Raw genomic sequence first — 16,992 nt, 5'->3', positions numbered from 1 at the left:
TTTATTTTATAGTTTCTTTTTGTAGCTTGATAATTTGTTCTGCAAGTTCAACTCCGATTTTTTCCTGAGCATCTACTGTATTTCCACCAATATGGGGAGAAAGAGATAATGATGGGTTCATCAATAAAGTCAGTTCAGGGCTCGGTTCGTTTTCAAAAACGTCCAATGCTGCGCCTGCTACCTTACCGGATTCGATAAAATCGAGTAGTGAAACTTCATTAATTACACCGCCCCTTGCAGTATTTACAATATAAACACCATCTTTCATCTTTTCAAATTGTGCGGTGTCTATGATATATTCATTTGTCTTAGGCGTATTAATGCTTATAAAATCAGTATCCTTGTAGAAAGCATCTGTATCGTTTGTGGATTCAATTTCAAAGTTCACTGTTTGTCCGTCAAAAAATGATAAAGAAAGCGTTTTTGTTTTAGGTTTTCGGGTTAAAACTTTCACCTTCATTCCTAAAGATATTCCCATCTTTACAACCTCCTGGCCTATGCTTCCGAAACCAATTACTCCCAATGTTTTTCCTGAAAGTTCATACGCATTACTGAACGATTTTTTCATCGCATCGAAATGAGTTTCTCCTTCCAAAGGCATCAGTCTATTGGATTCGTGTAAGAATCGGGCTAAAGAAAAGAAGTGAGCAAATACCAATTCGGCAACAGATTTTGAAGATGCTGTTGGTGTATTGATTACCTGGATGCCCTTGCTTTTAGCATAATCAACATCAATATTATCCATTCCGATGCCACCTCTTCCTATGATCTGAAGACCAGGACAGGCATCAATAAGATCTTGTCTTACTTTAGTGGCACTTCTAACCAAAAGAACATCAACATTATTTTCGTTAATGAAATTAATGACGTGATCCTGTGCAACACGGTTATTCAGAATCTCAATTCCTGCTTCTTTTAAAGCTAATTCTCCCGCTTTGGAAATTCCATCGTTAGCTAAGACTTTCATACTTTCTTTTTATTTAAAAAATTTAAAGATTGAAGAATTTAAATATTTAAAATTGGTTTGCAAATTAATAAAATTATTATTAGCACTACAATCTTTTAATTCTTTAATGTTTGAATTACTTGATAGATTTCATTACATCAACCAAAACCTGAACGCTTTCGATAGGGAGTGCATTGTATAAACTAGCTCTGTAACCTCCTAAACTTCTGTGTCCGTTTAATCCATTAATTCCTGCTGCTTTCCATGCATTGTCAAAAGCTTCTTTTTTTGTTTCGTCTAATAATTTGAAAGAAACGTTCATTAGAGAGCGATCTTCTTTTACACAGAACGTTTCAAATAGGGGATTGTTGTCTATTTCGTCATAAAGAAGTTTGGCTTTTGCCTCATTTCTTTGCTCTGCAGCTGCAATTCCACCATTTCTTTCAAGATATTGAAGCGTTAATAAAGAAGCATAAACAGGGAAAACCGGTGGAGTGTTATACATTGATTCTTTATTGATATGCTGTTCATAATCAAAATAAGAAGGCATATTTTCTCTTCCCGTTTTTCCAAGAATATCTTTTTTTACAACAACCAATGTTACTCCTGCAGGTCCCATATTCTTCTGAGCTCCAGCATAAATCAAATCAAATTTACTGAAATCAAGCTGTCTTGAGAAAATATCAGAACTCATATCACAAACCATTAAAGTATCTACTTCTGGAAATGACTTCATTTGAGTTCCATAAATGGTATTATTTGATGTGCAATGGAAATAATCATAATCTGAAGAAACGGTATAATCTTTTGGAATGAAAGAATAATTCTCTTCTTTTGAAGAACCTAAAACATCTACAGTTCCAACTTTTTTCGCTTCTTTAATAGCTCCTGCAGCCCAAGTTCCGGTATCCAGATAAGCCGCTTTTCCGCCCACTTTCATCAGGTTGTAAGGAACCATTGCAAACTGTAAGCTAGCACCACCGCCTAAATATAATACTTCATAATCATCACCAAGGTTCATCAGTCTTTTTACAATGGCACGCGCTTCATCCATTACAGCAACAAAATCTTTGCTTCTGTGAGAAATTTCAAGGATCGATAATCCGATACCATTGAAATCAAGAATAGCCTCTGCTGATTTTTGAAATACCTCTTCTGGTAAGATACATGGTCCTGCGCTGAAATTGTGCTTTTTGCTCATATTTTTATTTTTTTGGTTGTTACAGGCTTTTGAAAACCTGTGGTTTCACTTTTAATATTTTTAATAGATCTTTCAATTTATAATTAAAAAAACCGTCCCATAATTGATGAGACGGCATTTTTTATTCACCGTGTAAGAACGCTTTTTTATTAAGTAAAGCTTCTTCAGACTCTACATGATCCTCATCTGGGACACAGCAATCTACAGGACAAACTGCGGCACATTGTGGTTCTTCATGGAATCCTTTACACTCTGTACATTTATCAGTAACAATAAAGTAAACATCATCACTTACAGGTTCCTGAGGTGAATCTGCATCCACTGTTAGTCCTGATGGCAATGTTATAGTACCTTTTAATTCAGTACCTTCGGAAGCTTTCCAATCTACGGCTCCTTCATATATTGCAGTATTTGGGCACTCTGGTTCGCAGGCTCCACAATTAATGCATTCATCAGTTATTTTAATAGCCATCGCTAATTTTTTTTAAATTTGCACAAAATTACAAAATATTCCCCAATTTTACAGTAATTATGAATATCGAAAATCAAGTTTTAGGACTTATTAAACTAAGTGATTATATAAGAGCGTATTTAGCAAAAAGTACGGAAGAATTTAATGAAGATGATTCTGAATTTGAATTATTATTAAAGAAGTCTGAAATAGAGAACCCATGGTTTACTATTGATAATCAGAAATTTGCTTTCAAACAATGGGCAGATTTACTGAGGGAAGAGAATATAAAGAATTGGCTTAAAGATTATTCTGCTTCCAAAACTCCAAAAAGAGTAGGGTTAATCTTAGCTGGAAATATTCCGTTAGTTGGATGGCATGATGTGATTTCTGTAGTTTTAAGCAATCACATTCCAGTGATCAAACTATCTTCAAAAGATAAATACACGGTTCCTTTTTTATTAAAGAAATGGAAAGAGTTTTCAAATGACCAAGTGGAGTATGAGTTTGTTGAGAGATTGGAAAACTTCGACGCCGTTATTGCTACAGGAAGTAACAACACAGCAAGGTATCTTGAATATTATTTTAAAAATCATTTGAATATCATTCGTAAAAACAGGACTTCCGTTGCTGTTTTAAAAGGTGACGAGACAGAAGCCGAATTACAACTTTTAGCAAAAGATATTTTCCAATATTTTGGATTAGGCTGTAGAAATGTAACCCGGATTTTTATTCCTGAAGATTTTTTAATTGACAGGCTGTTTGAGAGCTTTTTAGAATACCAGGATATTATCAACCATCATAAATATGCCAATAATTACGACTATAACAAAGCGGTTTATCTTTTGAACAGAGATCTGTTTTGGGATAATAATTTTGTCATGTTAAAAGAGGATGATAAATTATTCAGTCCACTTTCGGTTATTAATTTTAGCAGATATTCTTCTTTAGATGACGTGAAAAATTTTATTACAGAAAATGAAGAAGACATTCAGTGTATTGTAGCTAAGGATGAATTGGGATTTGATTCTATTCATTTTGGGGAAGCACAAAATCCGGGCTTAGATACTTATGCGGATAATGTGGATACTATGAAGTTTCTAGAAATAGTCTAACTTTATAGAACCAAATCTCATTATATGAAAAAAATATTCTTAGCAGTAACACTTTTTTTAGCTCAATTTTTCTTTTCTCAGAAAGTTGTGGATGTAAAGGTTGAGAACAATGATAAAAAGGAAGCAGCTGTAGAAGTAAGTAAAGAGAAGATCGCCCTATACAATGAAAAGTACTTTGCATTTATAAAGGCTTTAAAGACCCCTACTGATCGTAAGGCAATTGATGATCTAATTTCTGAAAAGGTAAAAACTCTGGTTACGGATAAAGTTCTGGAAAAATTATCGAATGGTATTCAATTGGATAGAAAAATGGAAGTTTTTAAATCAGATCATCAAACACTAATGGATGGGGTTAGTTATCCTATGATCCAATATAAATATTCGGATGACAAATCCTCTCTACCAAAAGATCTCGTTAACGTTTTATTTGAGGACGATGGCAAGATTATTGGAGTAAAACCGGAAGAGAAAAATAAATAATTTCGTTATATTTAAAGAAAATATAAACTATGACTAAAGATATTTTAGTAGCTCAATCTACGGACGTGGAAAAAGCTGATTTTTACAAGAAAACGTACTTACACGTTGCACTTTCGATCCTTGCATTTATCGGGGTTGAAACTATTTTATTGAAAACCGTTCCTGCTGAGTTAATCTATATGATGTTTGCTCAGAAATACGCATGGTTACTGATCATCGGGGTTTTCTGGATTGCCTCTATTTTAGCTTCCAAATGGTCATTATCACAAAGCAAATCAACTCAATACTTAGGACTTGGATTTTATGTATTGTTGGAAGCTGTTATTTTCCTGCCACTGATTTATATTGCGATGGTATATTCCGGGCCCAATGTTATCTTTCAGGCCGCTACTTTAACTGTTGCTATGTTTGCCGGGATATCAGCTGTTGCATTTACTTCTAAAAGAGATTTTTCATTCCTGAGAAATATCATCGTAATTGGTGGATTTGTTTCAATAGGTCTTATTGTAGCGGGAATGATCTTTGGATTTAACCTTGGACTTTGGTTCTCTGTTGGAATGGTAATTCTGGCTTCTGCCACCATTTTATATCAAACAAGCAAACTTAAAGATTCTTATGGTACAGATCAGTATGTGGGAGCAGCTCTTCAGCTTTTTGCTTCGATCATGCTTTTATTCTGGTATATCTTAAGCATCCTGATGAGCAGAAGAAGCTAATCAAGATACTAAACAAGTAATGATAAATATAATCCCGGTGAAATTTCATCGGGATTTTTAATTTCTGTTCAATTTGTGTAATTTGGAAAACACTTTAAAAACAAAAACTTAATTATGGAAGCAAAATTTGAAGGCGGACTTAATATTGCCATAAAGATCCCTAAAAATAAATACGAACAGACGGTATCTTTTTATAAGGATATTCTAAAGCTGGAAGTAGAAGAAAAGCCGATCAGTAATCCAACAGTATCAAGAACTCATGAAGTGAAGTTTGGTGGTAATACGGTCTGGTTGGATTGTGTTGATAATTATACCCATTCTGAAACATGGTTAGAACTGAACGTACCTGATGTAGCTGCTGCAATATCTCATCTTAAAGATAACAAAGTAGAGACCTGTGATGAATTTGAAAAAATTCCTGATAATATGCATTGGATCACAGATCCTGCCGGTACCGTTTTTATTGTTAAGCAGCGGGATTGATAAAATAATTTCTAAAAAACAAAAAAATCCTGATGTAAGATCATCGGGATTTTTTTATTATTTAAGTCTCAGATTTTAAATCTTTACTTTGAGTTTTGAATCTTACGATTCAATATTATTTATCTATAGATCCTAAAACCTTTTGTGCAAAAGAGTTTAAAGCATCTTTTTCGCTCATTCCGTTTTGAACATTAGCATGAACTTCTAAAGCCCCACAGATGTTGGTGATTAATTCTCCGGCAACATTTAAGTCCTCTTCACTTGTTCCTCTGAATTCACTGAAGCTTTCTAAAACTTCTAATGTTTTTTCAAGGTTTTCAGGGGTCTGATTTTGATAAAATTGTCTGATTACAGGTAACTTCATTATGCTAATTCATTAAAAAGGTTAATTAAACTTTCAGCCTGATTAGATTGAACCTGATTCACCAATTCTCCATTTTTGAAAATGGCAAAAGTAGGTAAGTTATCAACTTTAGCTAATTTTCTACTTTCTGGTAATTTTTCTGCATCTACATATAAGAATGGAATCGCGTCATTTTCAGAAGCTAATTTTTTGAATTTAGGTTTCATAATTCTACAGTTCCCACACCATGTAGCGCCATATTGAACGACTACTTTTTCATTGTCATTAACGATATTTTGTAACGTATCTTCTGTTAATTCTGTATACATAATTGTTGTGATTTTTAATTAAAAAAAATAGGGTCTGAAAAATTCAAACCCCATTGTTATTTTTAGTTTTTAGCTAAATATTCAGCGGTTGAATTTCTGTCAGCTTTCATAGCTTCTTTACCTTCTTCCCAGTTTGCCGGACAAACTTCTCCATGCTTCTGAACGTGAGTATAAGCATCAATTAATCTTAAATATTCTTTTACGTTTCTTCCAAGAGGCATATCGTTTACAGACTCGTGGAAAATCTTTCCTGTTTCATCGATAAGATATGTTGCTCTGTAAGTTACGTTAGATCCTGTAAAGCTTTCATTTCCTTCATCATCATAATCGAAATCCTGATCTACAATTCCTAAGATATTTGCTAATTGTCTGTGAGTATCAGCTAAAAGTGGGTAAGTTACTCCTTCAATACCTCCATTATCTTTTGCAGTATTTAACCATGCAAAATGTACTTCGTTAGTATCACATGAAGCTCCGATTACTTTAGTGTTTCTTTTTTCGAATTCACCTAAAGCATCTTGAAAAGCGTGAAGCTCTGTAGGGCAAACAAAAGTGAAATCTTTTGGATACCAGAATAAGATAACTTTCTCTTGATTTTTAGTTGTTTGTTCTAAAATGTTGATTCTTAAATCATCACCCATTTCAGACATCGCATCGATTGTTAGATTCGGGAATTTTTTTCCTACTAAAGACATAATTTTCTGTTTTTATATTTAATTTTCTGTTGCAAATATATGAATGATTTATCTATCAAACAAACGTATTTCGATAAATAAAATCTATAATTGTTTTCATTTCGATAGAAAGAAAAAAGCCCTGAATTCAGGGCTTTTTTCTTATTTTTAGTAACCGAATATTTCAGTTAAGTTGAGTTTTTTCACCTCGCCTAACTTTTGCATATCGGCTTCATTTACTTTGTCTTGAGAAGCGACCAGACAATAGGTATAATTTTTACCTTTCATTTCCTTATCGTGGAAACTGTTGATGTCGGTAAATGCTAATTTTGGAGCCTGTTCATATACATTCCTTCTTATATCACTCATATTACCAAGCTTTTGAGCTCTTAAATAGGTGAAGATGATCCCGTCCTGAGTGATTCTTTCAGAAGCAATAGATTTCTTCAATCCACTTTTAGCAGTTTCAAATAATTGCTGAGACTGTGGCAGGGTGGTAAGAAGTTCATTCATTGCAGTAGTAGATTCATTGAATTTATCTGCCTGTGTTCCTACATAAGCTGTTATAATATCTTTATCTTCTTTTTTGCTTGGAAGAGAGAAATAGCTATAAGTAGAATATGCTAAAGCTTTAGATTCTCTGATTGTTTGAAATACAATAGAACCCATTCCACCACCAAAGTAGTTATTGAATAAGCTTACGGTAGGTGTAATTGCTGAATTGTAGGCATCTCCATTTCTTACCCAGAAAACTTCAGCCTGAACCATATCGTAATGAGCAAACAATACTTTGTTCTTATCTGTTGCAATCTGTGCAAATGTTTTAGACTTCGGCATCTCTTTTAAAGTAGCAAGAAGTTTGTGAATCGGGTTCAGAGATGCAACTGCCTCATTTCCTGATTTTGGACCGTAATAAAGCACTTTATGCTTGTAATTAAACAGGTCATGAAGTATTTTGATAAGATCTTCAGCCTTTAAAGCGTCAAGCTCTGCATCACTTAGTACATTGTTGAAAGGGTTTTGAGCTCCATACTGTGCGTAACTTCTTAAGCCGGACATAATAGTTCCCTTATTTTGTTTAGCATTCGCTCTTGACTTTTTCAATCTTGCTTTATAAGAATCTAAAGCACTTTGATCGGCCTCACAGTTTTTAATTAAATCCTCAAACAACGCAGCTGTTTTGTCAAAGTTTTCATTTAAACCTTCTAGCGTAACATAAGTTTCTTCATTACCGGCACCAACACTGAAACTTGATGCTAATTTGTAAAATTCTTTACTGATTGCCTCAGAAGATTTATTTTTTGTTCCTAAATATTGCAGATATTCCGCAGCTAAAGGGAGCATCTTGTTATTCCATTTTCCGGAATCAAAATAATAATAAAGTCTGAACAGCTCATTATCAGTATTTTTTACCGAAAGAACATCGACACCTCCTAATTTATTCTTGGCAATATCTTTGTCGAAATTCAGCCAAACCGGAGAGATAGCCGCTTCAGGCATCTCGTTGATTTTTTTTACAAAATCAGATTGATCATCTCTGTTTACAGATACCGGAGTAATTGTAGGTTTATCAACTTTTACAATATTTTTATCTTCTCCTTTTCTTTTATAAACAGCAACATAATTGTTGTCCTGAAGATATTTTGAAGTGAAATCCATAATATCTTTTTTCGTAAGCTTGGATATTTCCTCCACATATTCCAAAGCTGCCTTATGATCAATATCAGAAGTGAATTCATCCATTAATGTACTCGCTCTGGAAGAATATTTTTCGTTATTCTGAATGATATTTTTTCTTTCGTTATTTACAATGGACTGAATAAGATCATCAGAGAATTCTCCTTTTCTTAGTTTATCAATTTCCTGAAGTAATAAAGCTTTAACCTGATCCAAAGATTGCCCTTCCGTAGGGTTTCCCTGTAAGAAAAGAACAGAATAATCTTTTAAAACATATGGAAAAGCATATGCTCCCAACAGTTTTTGTTTTTTTATCAGATCCAGATCGATAAGACCTGCTTGTCCGTTTGTTAGCATACTTCCTATTAGATTAAGAAGTCTGGCATCTTTTGTAGTAGCACCCGGAAATCTGAAACCTATTGTTATGTTTTCAGGATTCGGTCCAAAAACCTCTTTCGTAATAGGCGCTGTAATTGGTTTTTCCTGACCAATATTATATACTGGGATTGCTTTAGACTTCATATAAGAGAAGTCCTTATCAATTTTTGTAATCATTTCGTCGGGATTAAAGTCTCCGGACATGATGATTCCCATATTGTTAGGTACATAGTAATTATCGAAATACTCTCTGATCGCTTTTAAAGATGGATTTTTTAAATGCTCAACAGTTCCTATTGTTGTTTGTTTTCCATAATTGTTATTAGGGAAAATAGCAGCAAACATTGCTTCAGAAACTTTTCTTGAATCACTGTCCAGTCCTCTGTTTTTTTCCTCATAAACAGCTTCAAGCTCAGTATGGAAAAGTCTTAAAACCGGTTGTCTGAATCTTTCAGCCTGAACGGCTAAGAATTTATCTGTAACATTCGCTGGAATGTCTTCAGTATACACTGTTTGTTCAAAAGAAGTAAAGGCATTGGTTCCGTCAGCTCCCATTCCGGACATCAATTTATCATACTCATTGGCAATGGCATATTTTGCTGCTTCTCCGGAAACTTTATCTATTTCTTTGTAGATTTCCTTTCTCTTGGATTCATCTTTAGTCTGATTGTATTTTTCATAAAGAGCATCAATTTGATCTAACAAAGGTTTTTCTTTTGCCCAGTCTTTAGAACCAAACCTGTCAGTTCCTTTGAAAAGCATGTGTTCCAGATAATGAGCAAGACCTGTATGATCCGCCGGGTCTGTTTTACTTCCTGCTTTGGTGGCAATATAAGCCTGGATTCTCGGATCTTTAGTGGTAGGGCTTAAAATAACTGTTAACCCGTTTTTTAATGTATAATATCTTGCCGAAGTAGGATCGTTGGTTACATACCGATAGGTATAACCTTTGGATGTAGCTTCCTTCCATTGGAAATCCTGTCCGAAAGCATAACCACTAAAACTTGCAGCAGCAATACTGGATGCAATGGTAATTCTTTTGAAAAAATTCATTTTATGGTGTTTATTAGTTAAATTTCTGTAATAACTCTTTAATCCTTCTCATCGCTTCCCTTAAATCATCTTCTGATGCAGCATACGAGAATCTGATGCATTCCGGACTTCCGAATGAAACACCACCTACACAACCTACATGGGCATTTTCTAAAATGAACATCGCAAAATCATCGGCATCTTTGATTTCATTTCCATCTAAGGTTTTACCAATATAATGGGAGATATCAGGAAAGAAATAAAACGCTGCTTTTGGTAAAAGAACTTTGAATCCCGGAATTTCAGTAATTAGACCATACACAAGATCCCTTCTTTTTTTGAAAGCATCGATCATGTATCTGTATTCTGAAGGGTCGGTTTTTAATGCTGTTATAGAGGCTCTTTGTGCCATTGTATTAGCTCCACTGGTCATCTGTCCCTGAACTTTTTCACAAGCTTTTGCAAGCCATTCCGGGCATGCAGAATATCCGATTCTCCAGCCTGTCATTGCAAAAGCTTTTGACATACCATTGATCACGGCAGTTTGTTCATATATCTCAGGAAACTGAGCAATAGATGCTGTTTTAGTTTCATAATTGATGAACTCATAGATCTCATCAGAAATTACTGTAACCTGTGGATATTTTGCAATAACCTGCGCTAAAGATTTCAGTTCGTCATAAGTGTAATAACCTCCAGAAGGATTACAAGGTGAGCTGAATAGGATAGCCTTGGTTTTATCAGTAATGGCCTCTTCTAATTGTTCAGCAGTGATTTTAAAATCAGTGACATACGAAGTGGATACCATCACAGAATTTCCACCCATCATTTTTACCATTTCATCATAGCTTACCCAGTATGGCGTTGGAAGAATAACTTCATCTCCATCATTGATAATAGCTGCCAAAACATTTAAAATAGCTTGTTTTGCACCATTGGAAACACAAATTTGGGTAGGCTTGTATTCTATATTGTTATCTCTCTTTAATTTGTAAGCAATCGCTTCACGAAGTTCCAAAAAGCCGGGAACGGGAGAGTAGTGACTGAAATTTTGATTAATAGCGTCGAATGCCGCTTGTTTTATGTTGTCGGGAACATCAAAATCCGGTTCGCCGAGAGTTAAACTGATAACGTCTATTCCGTTGGCTTTCATTTCTCTGGCCTTATTAGACATTACGAAAGTTTGGGAGTAACCTAATCTTTTTACTCTATCTGAAAGTTTGTCCATGTAGTCTTTTTCTATTGTAACAAATATATAATAAAAACTTAATGTGACTGAGGTGTGAAATAAAAAACTGCATTCAAAAAAGAGATTTAGTATATTTGGATTGATCGGCTTAAAAGATTTTTGATTATGAAATATTTTCTTTTTTTAATGTTGGCTCCATCTGTTATTTTTTCACAGGTTAGTTCAAAAGATAGTGAAATAAAAAAATACGTTTCTGAGGTGAGCTCGGATTCTCTAAAAAGTTATATCAACAAACTTGTCGGTTTTAATACGAGACATACACTAAGCGCCATTGATGATCAGAATAAAGGAATAGGAGCAGCGAGGAATTGGGTTCTTGGTAAATTCACAGACTATGCGAAAAATTCTGAAGGAAGAATGGATGTGTATTTACAACAGCAGGACATTCAGCCAGACGGAAAACGGGTAGATCAAATAACGAATCTTGGTAATCCTATTGCTTATTTAAAAGGAACAGATTCTAATGATAAAAGAATCTTTTTGATTTCAGGACATCTGGATTCACGGGTTACGGATGTTATGAATAGAACATCATTTGCTCCCGGGGCAAATGATGATGGCAGTGGAGTAAGTGCGGTAATAGAAGCCGCAAGGATTTTGAGCAGATCCAAATTTCCGGCATCTGTTATTTTTGTTGCTTTTTCCGGAGAAGAGCAGTCTTTACTCGGGTCTAAACTATTAGCAGAAAGAGCTAAGAATGAAAACATGCAGATCGAGGCTGTATTAAATAATGACATGATAGGAAATGCTAAGGCTGGAGAGACCAATGAGATCAATAATAACACCTTGCGCGTGTTTAGTGAAGGTTTGCCTTATTTAGATTTAGATAAAAAGGCAATGGGAATAAGAAACTTAGGGTTGGAAAATGACGGTGAATCCAGGCAATTAGCCAGATACATTAAAGAAACTGCAGAAAAATATGTAAAGAAACTTGAGGTTAAATTGATCTATAGAAATGATAGATTTTTGCGTGGCGGAGATCATTCAAGTTTTGTTAATTATGGATTTCCTTCCGTAAGGCTGACTGAATATTATGAGAACTATGATCATCAGCATCAGGATGTAAGAATGGAAAATGGAAAACAATATGGTGACCTTCCTGAATTTATTGATTATAACTACCTGAAAAAGAATGTAGCTGCAAATATTGCGGTGTTGGCCAGTCTCGCTAAATCTACGGCAAAGCCCGAGAATGTGGAAATAGAGGTTAAAGAGCTTACAAATTCTACCACATTGCATTGGAAAAAGCCAAAATCTGGGCTCCCAATTGGATATTATGTGCTTATAAGAGAAACGGATAGTCCGGCGTGGCAGAAAAAAATATTTACCAAGGATCTTTCTATTAAAGTTCCATTGTCAAAGGATAATTATATTTTTGCAGTACAGGCAGTTAACCAAACTGGAAATTTAAGTATCCCTGTTATTCCAGTTATTGCCAGATGATCAGAGTTGTGATTGTTTAAATTAAAACCCTGATTTGAGCGACTTAATTTGAATACAATGTTAAATAAACTTATTTTTGCAAATTATAATAATTCTTATGTCTATATCGTTACTATTAAAATACTTTCCCGATCTTACAGAAAATCAGATACAACAGTTCACTCAGTTAGAAAATCTCTATACAGAATGGAATGAAAAGATTAATGTAATTTCCAGAAAAGATATGGAATCTTTGTACGAAAAGCATATTCTACACTCATTGGGAATTGCTAAAGTAATGGAATTTACACCAGGAACCAGAGTTTTAGATATTGGAACAGGTGGTGGTTTTCCAGGAATTCCTTTAGCTATTTTATTTCCGGAATCACAATTTACTTTAATTGATTCTATAGGAAAAAAGATAAGTGTTGTGAATGCTGTTGCAGAAGGGGTGGGATTGAAAAACGTAACTGCCATTCATGGAAGAGCTGAGAAGCTTAAAGAAAAATTCCATTTTGTGGTGAGTAGAGCAGTAACACAAATGCCGGAATTTTTAAAATGGTTAAAAGGGAAATTTGAAAAAGAGCAGTTTAATGCCAAACATAATGGAGTTTTATATTTAAAAGGTGGAGATCTGGCTGAAGAGCTGGGTGGCATTAAATCTGAAATCTTTAATCTTAAAAATTATTTCGAAGGAGAGTTTTTTGATACTAAAAAAGTGGTTTATGTATCAAAAGGTAATTTTAATTCTTAATTTATCTTAATTAAGGAATAGTTTTTGCTAATTATTTGTTAATAATCGAAATTCTATTGTGTTATGAAAAGACTTTTAAATATTGGGTTTTCTGCAATAATATTAGGAGTAGTACTTACTTCTTGTAATGATGATGATTATGAAACAATACAATCTGTTGATAAAGTAAAAATAGATAGTGTAAGAATTACTAATGATACTATGAATGTTTTTGATATTCAGCATATTAAAACCTATTCTTCCTACCTTTCGCAATGTGAAGGTTTTTATGGCTACGACTACATACATAACGATAATTTAACCAGAACTGTGACTGCATATAAATTTCGTACTGATGCCGCTTGTGCACAGTCTACACATCAAGGCATGAATCAGATTAATTTTAATCCACAGCAGACGGGAACATATACTTTTAAATTCTGGACAGGTACCAATAGTTGGATTACAAAAACAATTGTAGTAGAATAATGAGATGGAGCGTCATTTGTCTTTTGGTCTCCATTCAGTTATTTAGTCAGAAAATAATATGGAAAGAAGACCAAAAACTAACATGGAATGATTTTAAAAGTTCTGTAAACAGGAAAAATAATAAAGATGTAGTAGCCTATACCCATTGTGGATGGGAATATTCTGTTATAACATCCTCTAATCCTTCATCCCCAGTGAAAATTGAAATTTTGACTATTTTTAATAAGGATAAGTCATGGAAGGATGTAAAGAGGATTAGTGACTATGTGCTGCTCCATGAGCAAAAGCACTTTGATATTGCTGAAATTTATGCCAGAAAGCTTCGAAAAGAAGTATTGGAAAATATTAAAACTTCCAGTGATTTCGATAAAAAATTTAAAGCTATTTATTCCCGGATTTTAAATGAATATAGAGACTTCCAGATGGCTTATGACAGAGATACACAAAATGGGATGGATAAAGAAAAACAGGCTCAATATAATACCATTATATCTGAAGCATTAGAAAACCTAAATAGCTATAAAAAGTCTTGAAATTTCTCAATAAAATTATTCACGAACTCTTAGCTCAAAATACAGATTTATCGGTATTTAATATTGTTATTCCCGGTAAACGGCCTATTGTTTTCATCAGACAAATTCTTGAAGAAAATAATTATTCAGGGTTTCTGCCTAACTTTTTTACCATTGAAGAACTTATTGATAAAATAGCTGATAAACAGCCAATTCAGGGGATCTCTCTATGGTTATTTGCATTTGATGTATACAAAAGCCTTAATCTGATTCCCAACGATAGTTTTTCGGATTTCCTGAAATGGTTTCCTACTTTACAAAAAGATTGGGATGATATTTTAAAGTTTTCTGAAAGCGATGAAATCGTTTTGCAATACATGTTTGATGAAGAGAGGATTAAAGACTGGGCCCAGAATTTAGGTGAAGATGATGATGTTCCAAGAAAGAAATTTCTGAACTTCTGGAGAAATATGAATATTTTCCTTCCGGTATTAAAAAAGAAATTACAGGAAAAAAATTGGGCTACCTCAGGAATGATTCATGAAACGGCTAAAGCAAAAATAATTGATTTCGCTAAAGCTACCTCTGAACAGTTTGTTTTTTGTGGATTCAATGCCTTTACACCCGTAGAAGAAAAATTAGTTAGAGGCTTGCTGCAGTGGAATAAAGGACAGTGTTTTTTTCAGGCTGATCATTATTATTTTGATGATGAAAGGCAAGAGGCGGGAAAATTTCTCAGAAATCATAAATTATGGAAGGAGTTTAATGATAGTCGCGCCTTACAGTGGATTGAAGATGATTTCAATCAACCAAAAAATATAAAAGTATACGAGGTTTCCGGGAATGTAACTCAAACTAAAATATTGCCTGAAATCTTTAATGAAATAGATAATAAAACCTATTCAAATACAGCACTCGTTTTATTGGATGAAAATTTGCTTCCTGCAAGTTTAGATGTAATGCATGGGATTGATAATCTAAATATTACGATGGGTTTTCCTCTGAAGAATTTATCTTTTTCAAATGCCATAAAACAATTATTTTATCTGCAGAAGCAATTAGAAAAGAATAAATCTTCTTACTATTACAGAGATTTATTTCCTATCCTCGAAGAACTTCCGAAGTCAGCTGAAGATCAAGAGGTTATCAATCGATTTAAGTCTAAAATAGAAGAGCGTAATATTGTTTATATATCCAAAAAGTTGCTTTATGAACTTTTAAATGATCTGTCTTATTTTCATCTGCTTCAAAAAGCTGACTCTACAAGCATCTACCTCGATATGCTTATCGCGTTCTGTCAGCAGATCAAGTGGCTGGAAATAGATGATATTCAGTACGAAAATATCTCGCATTTTGAAAGTGCTTTTAAGATTATTAAAAATCAGGTTACTCCCTATGATTTTGAGATCAAGATGGAAACTCTGGAAATTCTTATCAATCAGCATATTAATTCTGAGAGTATTGACTTTCAGGGTGAGCCATTGAGGGGATTGCAAATTATGGGACTTTTGGAAACCAGGCTTTTAAACTTTGAAAATGTGATCCTGTTATCCGTAAATGAAGGGAAGCTGCCATTAGGAAACTCACAAAATACCTATATTCCTTTTGATATAAGGAAATTCTTCGATTTACATACTTTTCTGGACAATGACAGTATTTATGCGTACCATTTCTATCGATTGATCCAGGATTCCCAGAATGTTCATCTGCTTTTTAACGCTTTAAGTTCAGGCGTAAACAGCGGTGAGAAAAGTAGATTTATTACCCAGATAGAAATGGAGAGTTCTCATACTATTGAACACCTGATTATCGAGAATTCTTCTGAGCCTATTATAACACAACCTATTGAAATTTTCAAGACTGATATTGTTCTGGAAAGACTTGAAAAATGGAAAGAAAAAGTTTCAGCTTCACACCTTACGAGCTATCTTTATAATCCCATTGATTTTTACTTATCAAAGATTTTAAATACGTCTGAAGCAGATGAAATTGAAGAGGAATTATCTGTGAAAAATTATGGAAATCTTGTTCATTATTCACTTCAAGAAGTATATGAAGTATTAAAAGGTAAAGTTTTAAAGGAAAATGATTTAAAGAATTCAATTAAAGCAATAGATTACTATATTAATGTTGCTATTGAAAAGCTAAAACATCAGCCGGAGTTTTATGAGAAAGGGATGAATTTTATTCATCGGGCAATTGCGAAAAAGGTAATTGAAAATATTTTAAATCATGATCTTGATCTTGTAAAAAGAGGAAATAAACTGGAGATTATTGCCATTGAAAGGAGGTTTGAAAATGTTGATTTTTATCTTGACGAAGCTGCTAAAGACAGGATCTCTTTTTTTGGTTTTATAGACCGCATAGACCGTCTGAATGGTACAGTAAGAATCATTGATTACAAAACGGCAAAAATAAAGAATCTTGTTGTAAAAATAGACGCTGATAATGTAGATGGATATTTCCATAATAGTGATAGGAAACAGGCACTTCAGCTTTGTATCTATCAATACGTTATTCAAAGTCTTCCGGAATTCTGGGGGCTTCCCGTGGAAACTGGAATCTGGAGTTTTGCAGAAGCTAAAAAAGGTGTTGTTTCTCTTCAGTTTGAAAAAGGAAGTATTGATGAAGCAATGCAGTCTGTTCGAAGCCTTATCCTTGAAATTTTAGATCCAGATATTAGTTTTATTGAAAACATTAAGTCTTTTGTAAGCTAATAATTATGGGTAAGCCATCTCGTACGTAGTAGAAATTTTATAACT

The 16,992-nt window shown here is 33.8% G+C and carries 17 protein-coding genes; 9 read left to right on the top strand and 8 right to left on the bottom strand.

Translation table 11 applies throughout. From position 1 onward, the window contains the following. Window position 1: 1 nt before the first annotated feature. The 3 genes from J7E44_RS03350 to J7E44_RS03340 all read right to left on the bottom strand — a co-directional run bounded on the left by J7E44_RS03350 (window position 2) and on the right by J7E44_RS03340 (window position 2,619). The gene (locus tag J7E44_RS03350) at window positions 2-967 is read right to left on the bottom strand and encodes a D-2-hydroxyacid dehydrogenase (protein WP_214825608.1); all 966 of its coding nucleotides are present in this window, start codon (window positions 965-967) and stop codon (window positions 2-4) included. 115 nt (window positions 968-1,082) lie between these two features. After that, window positions 1,083-2,147 carry a 3-phosphoserine/phosphohydroxythreonine transaminase gene (serC, locus tag J7E44_RS03345; protein WP_214825606.1) on the bottom strand — a complete coding sequence of 355 codons (1,065 nt, stop codon included), beginning with the start codon at window positions 2,145-2,147 and terminating at the stop codon, window positions 1,083-1,085. A 121-nt stretch (window positions 2,148-2,268) separates the two neighbouring features. Further along, window positions 2,269-2,619, bottom strand: coding sequence for a 4Fe-4S binding protein (locus J7E44_RS03340; RefSeq protein ID WP_214825604.1), 351 nt, complete (start codon window positions 2,617-2,619; stop codon window positions 2,269-2,271). 59 nt (window positions 2,620-2,678) lie between these two features. On the opposite strand from J7E44_RS03340, the gene J7E44_RS03335 reads away from it, so the two are divergent. The 4 genes from J7E44_RS03335 to J7E44_RS03320 all read left to right on the top strand — a co-directional run bounded on the left by J7E44_RS03335 (window position 2,679) and on the right by J7E44_RS03320 (window position 5,392). After that, on the top strand, window positions 2,679-3,713 hold the full coding sequence (locus tag J7E44_RS03335) for an acyl-CoA reductase (RefSeq protein ID WP_214825602.1): 1,035 nt from the start codon (window positions 2,679-2,681) through the stop codon (window positions 3,711-3,713). 24 nt (window positions 3,714-3,737) lie between these two features. Beyond that, window positions 3,738-4,193 carry a peptidylprolyl isomerase gene (locus J7E44_RS03330; protein WP_214825600.1) on the top strand — a complete coding sequence of 152 codons (456 nt, stop codon included), beginning with the start codon at window positions 3,738-3,740 and terminating at the stop codon, window positions 4,191-4,193. A 29-nt stretch (window positions 4,194-4,222) separates the two neighbouring features. Beyond that, window positions 4,223-4,909, top strand: coding sequence for a Bax inhibitor-1/YccA family protein (locus J7E44_RS03325; RefSeq protein ID WP_214825598.1), 687 nt, complete (start codon window positions 4,223-4,225; stop codon window positions 4,907-4,909). Window positions 4,910-5,023: 114 nt separating this feature from the next. Further along, complete coding sequence (locus tag J7E44_RS03320; protein WP_214825596.1) at window positions 5,024-5,392, top strand: VOC family protein; 369 nt, start codon at window positions 5,024-5,026, stop codon at window positions 5,390-5,392. A 115-nt stretch (window positions 5,393-5,507) separates the two neighbouring features. Here the strand turns inward: J7E44_RS03320 and J7E44_RS03315 are convergent, their stop codons facing one another. The 5 genes from J7E44_RS03315 to J7E44_RS03295 all read right to left on the bottom strand — a co-directional run bounded on the left by J7E44_RS03315 (window position 5,508) and on the right by J7E44_RS03295 (window position 11,053). Then, a complete protein-coding gene (locus J7E44_RS03315) occupies window positions 5,508-5,756 on the bottom strand; it encodes a DUF6952 family protein (RefSeq protein WP_027375263.1) in 249 nt (82 codons plus the stop codon). Beyond that, window positions 5,756-6,064, bottom strand: a complete 309-nt coding sequence (locus tag J7E44_RS03310; protein WP_214825593.1) for a thioredoxin family protein — start codon at window positions 6,062-6,064, stop codon at window positions 5,756-5,758. Before J7E44_RS03310 ends, J7E44_RS03315 begins: the two co-directional genes overlap by 1 nt. A gap of 62 nt (window positions 6,065-6,126) precedes the next feature. Further along, entirely contained in the window at window positions 6,127-6,759 is a 633-nt protein-coding gene (locus J7E44_RS03305; RefSeq protein ID WP_214825592.1) for a peroxiredoxin, read from the bottom strand. Between the two features lie 147 nt (window positions 6,760-6,906). Next, on the bottom strand, window positions 6,907-9,846 hold the full coding sequence (locus J7E44_RS03300; protein ID WP_214825590.1) for a M16 family metallopeptidase: 2,940 nt from the start codon (window positions 9,844-9,846) through the stop codon (window positions 6,907-6,909). Between the two features lie 13 nt (window positions 9,847-9,859). Beyond that, the gene (locus J7E44_RS03295) at window positions 9,860-11,053 is read right to left on the bottom strand and encodes a pyridoxal phosphate-dependent aminotransferase (protein WP_214825588.1); all 1,194 of its coding nucleotides are present in this window, start codon (window positions 11,051-11,053) and stop codon (window positions 9,860-9,862) included. A 126-nt stretch (window positions 11,054-11,179) separates the two neighbouring features. Between J7E44_RS03295 and J7E44_RS03290 the strand changes: the two genes are divergently transcribed. From J7E44_RS03290 to J7E44_RS03270, 5 genes are all read left to right on the top strand, one after another. Continuing rightward, complete coding sequence (locus J7E44_RS03290; protein ID WP_214825586.1) at window positions 11,180-12,517, top strand: M28 family metallopeptidase; 1,338 nt, start codon at window positions 11,180-11,182, stop codon at window positions 12,515-12,517. Window positions 12,518-12,614: 97 nt separating this feature from the next. Beyond that, window positions 12,615-13,250, top strand: a complete 636-nt coding sequence (gene rsmG / locus J7E44_RS03285; protein WP_214825584.1) for a 16S rRNA (guanine(527)-N(7))-methyltransferase RsmG — start codon at window positions 12,615-12,617, stop codon at window positions 13,248-13,250. Between the two features lie 63 nt (window positions 13,251-13,313). Next, the gene (locus J7E44_RS03280) at window positions 13,314-13,718 is read left to right on the top strand and encodes a hypothetical protein (protein WP_214825581.1); all 405 of its coding nucleotides are present in this window, start codon (window positions 13,314-13,316) and stop codon (window positions 13,716-13,718) included. Then, entirely contained in the window at window positions 13,718-14,251 is a 534-nt protein-coding gene (locus J7E44_RS03275; protein WP_214825579.1) for a DUF922 domain-containing protein, read from the top strand. Before J7E44_RS03280 ends, J7E44_RS03275 begins: the two co-directional genes overlap by 1 nt. Continuing rightward, window positions 14,248-16,947: a PD-(D/E)XK nuclease family protein gene (locus J7E44_RS03270; RefSeq protein WP_214825577.1), complete on the top strand. Its 2,700-nt coding sequence runs from the start codon at window positions 14,248-14,250 to the stop codon at window positions 16,945-16,947. The genes J7E44_RS03275 and J7E44_RS03270 overlap by 4 nt, the downstream gene beginning before the upstream one ends. The last annotated feature ends 45 nt before the right edge of the window (window positions 16,948-16,992 follow it).

This window comes from Chryseobacterium sp. ISL-6 (assembly GCF_018613715.1).
Taxonomy (GTDB): domain Bacteria; phylum Bacteroidota; class Bacteroidia; order Flavobacteriales; family Weeksellaceae; genus Chryseobacterium; species Chryseobacterium paludis.
The sequence above is the reverse complement of the archived record's forward strand: the minus strand, read 5'-3'. Positions and strand labels throughout refer to the sequence as shown.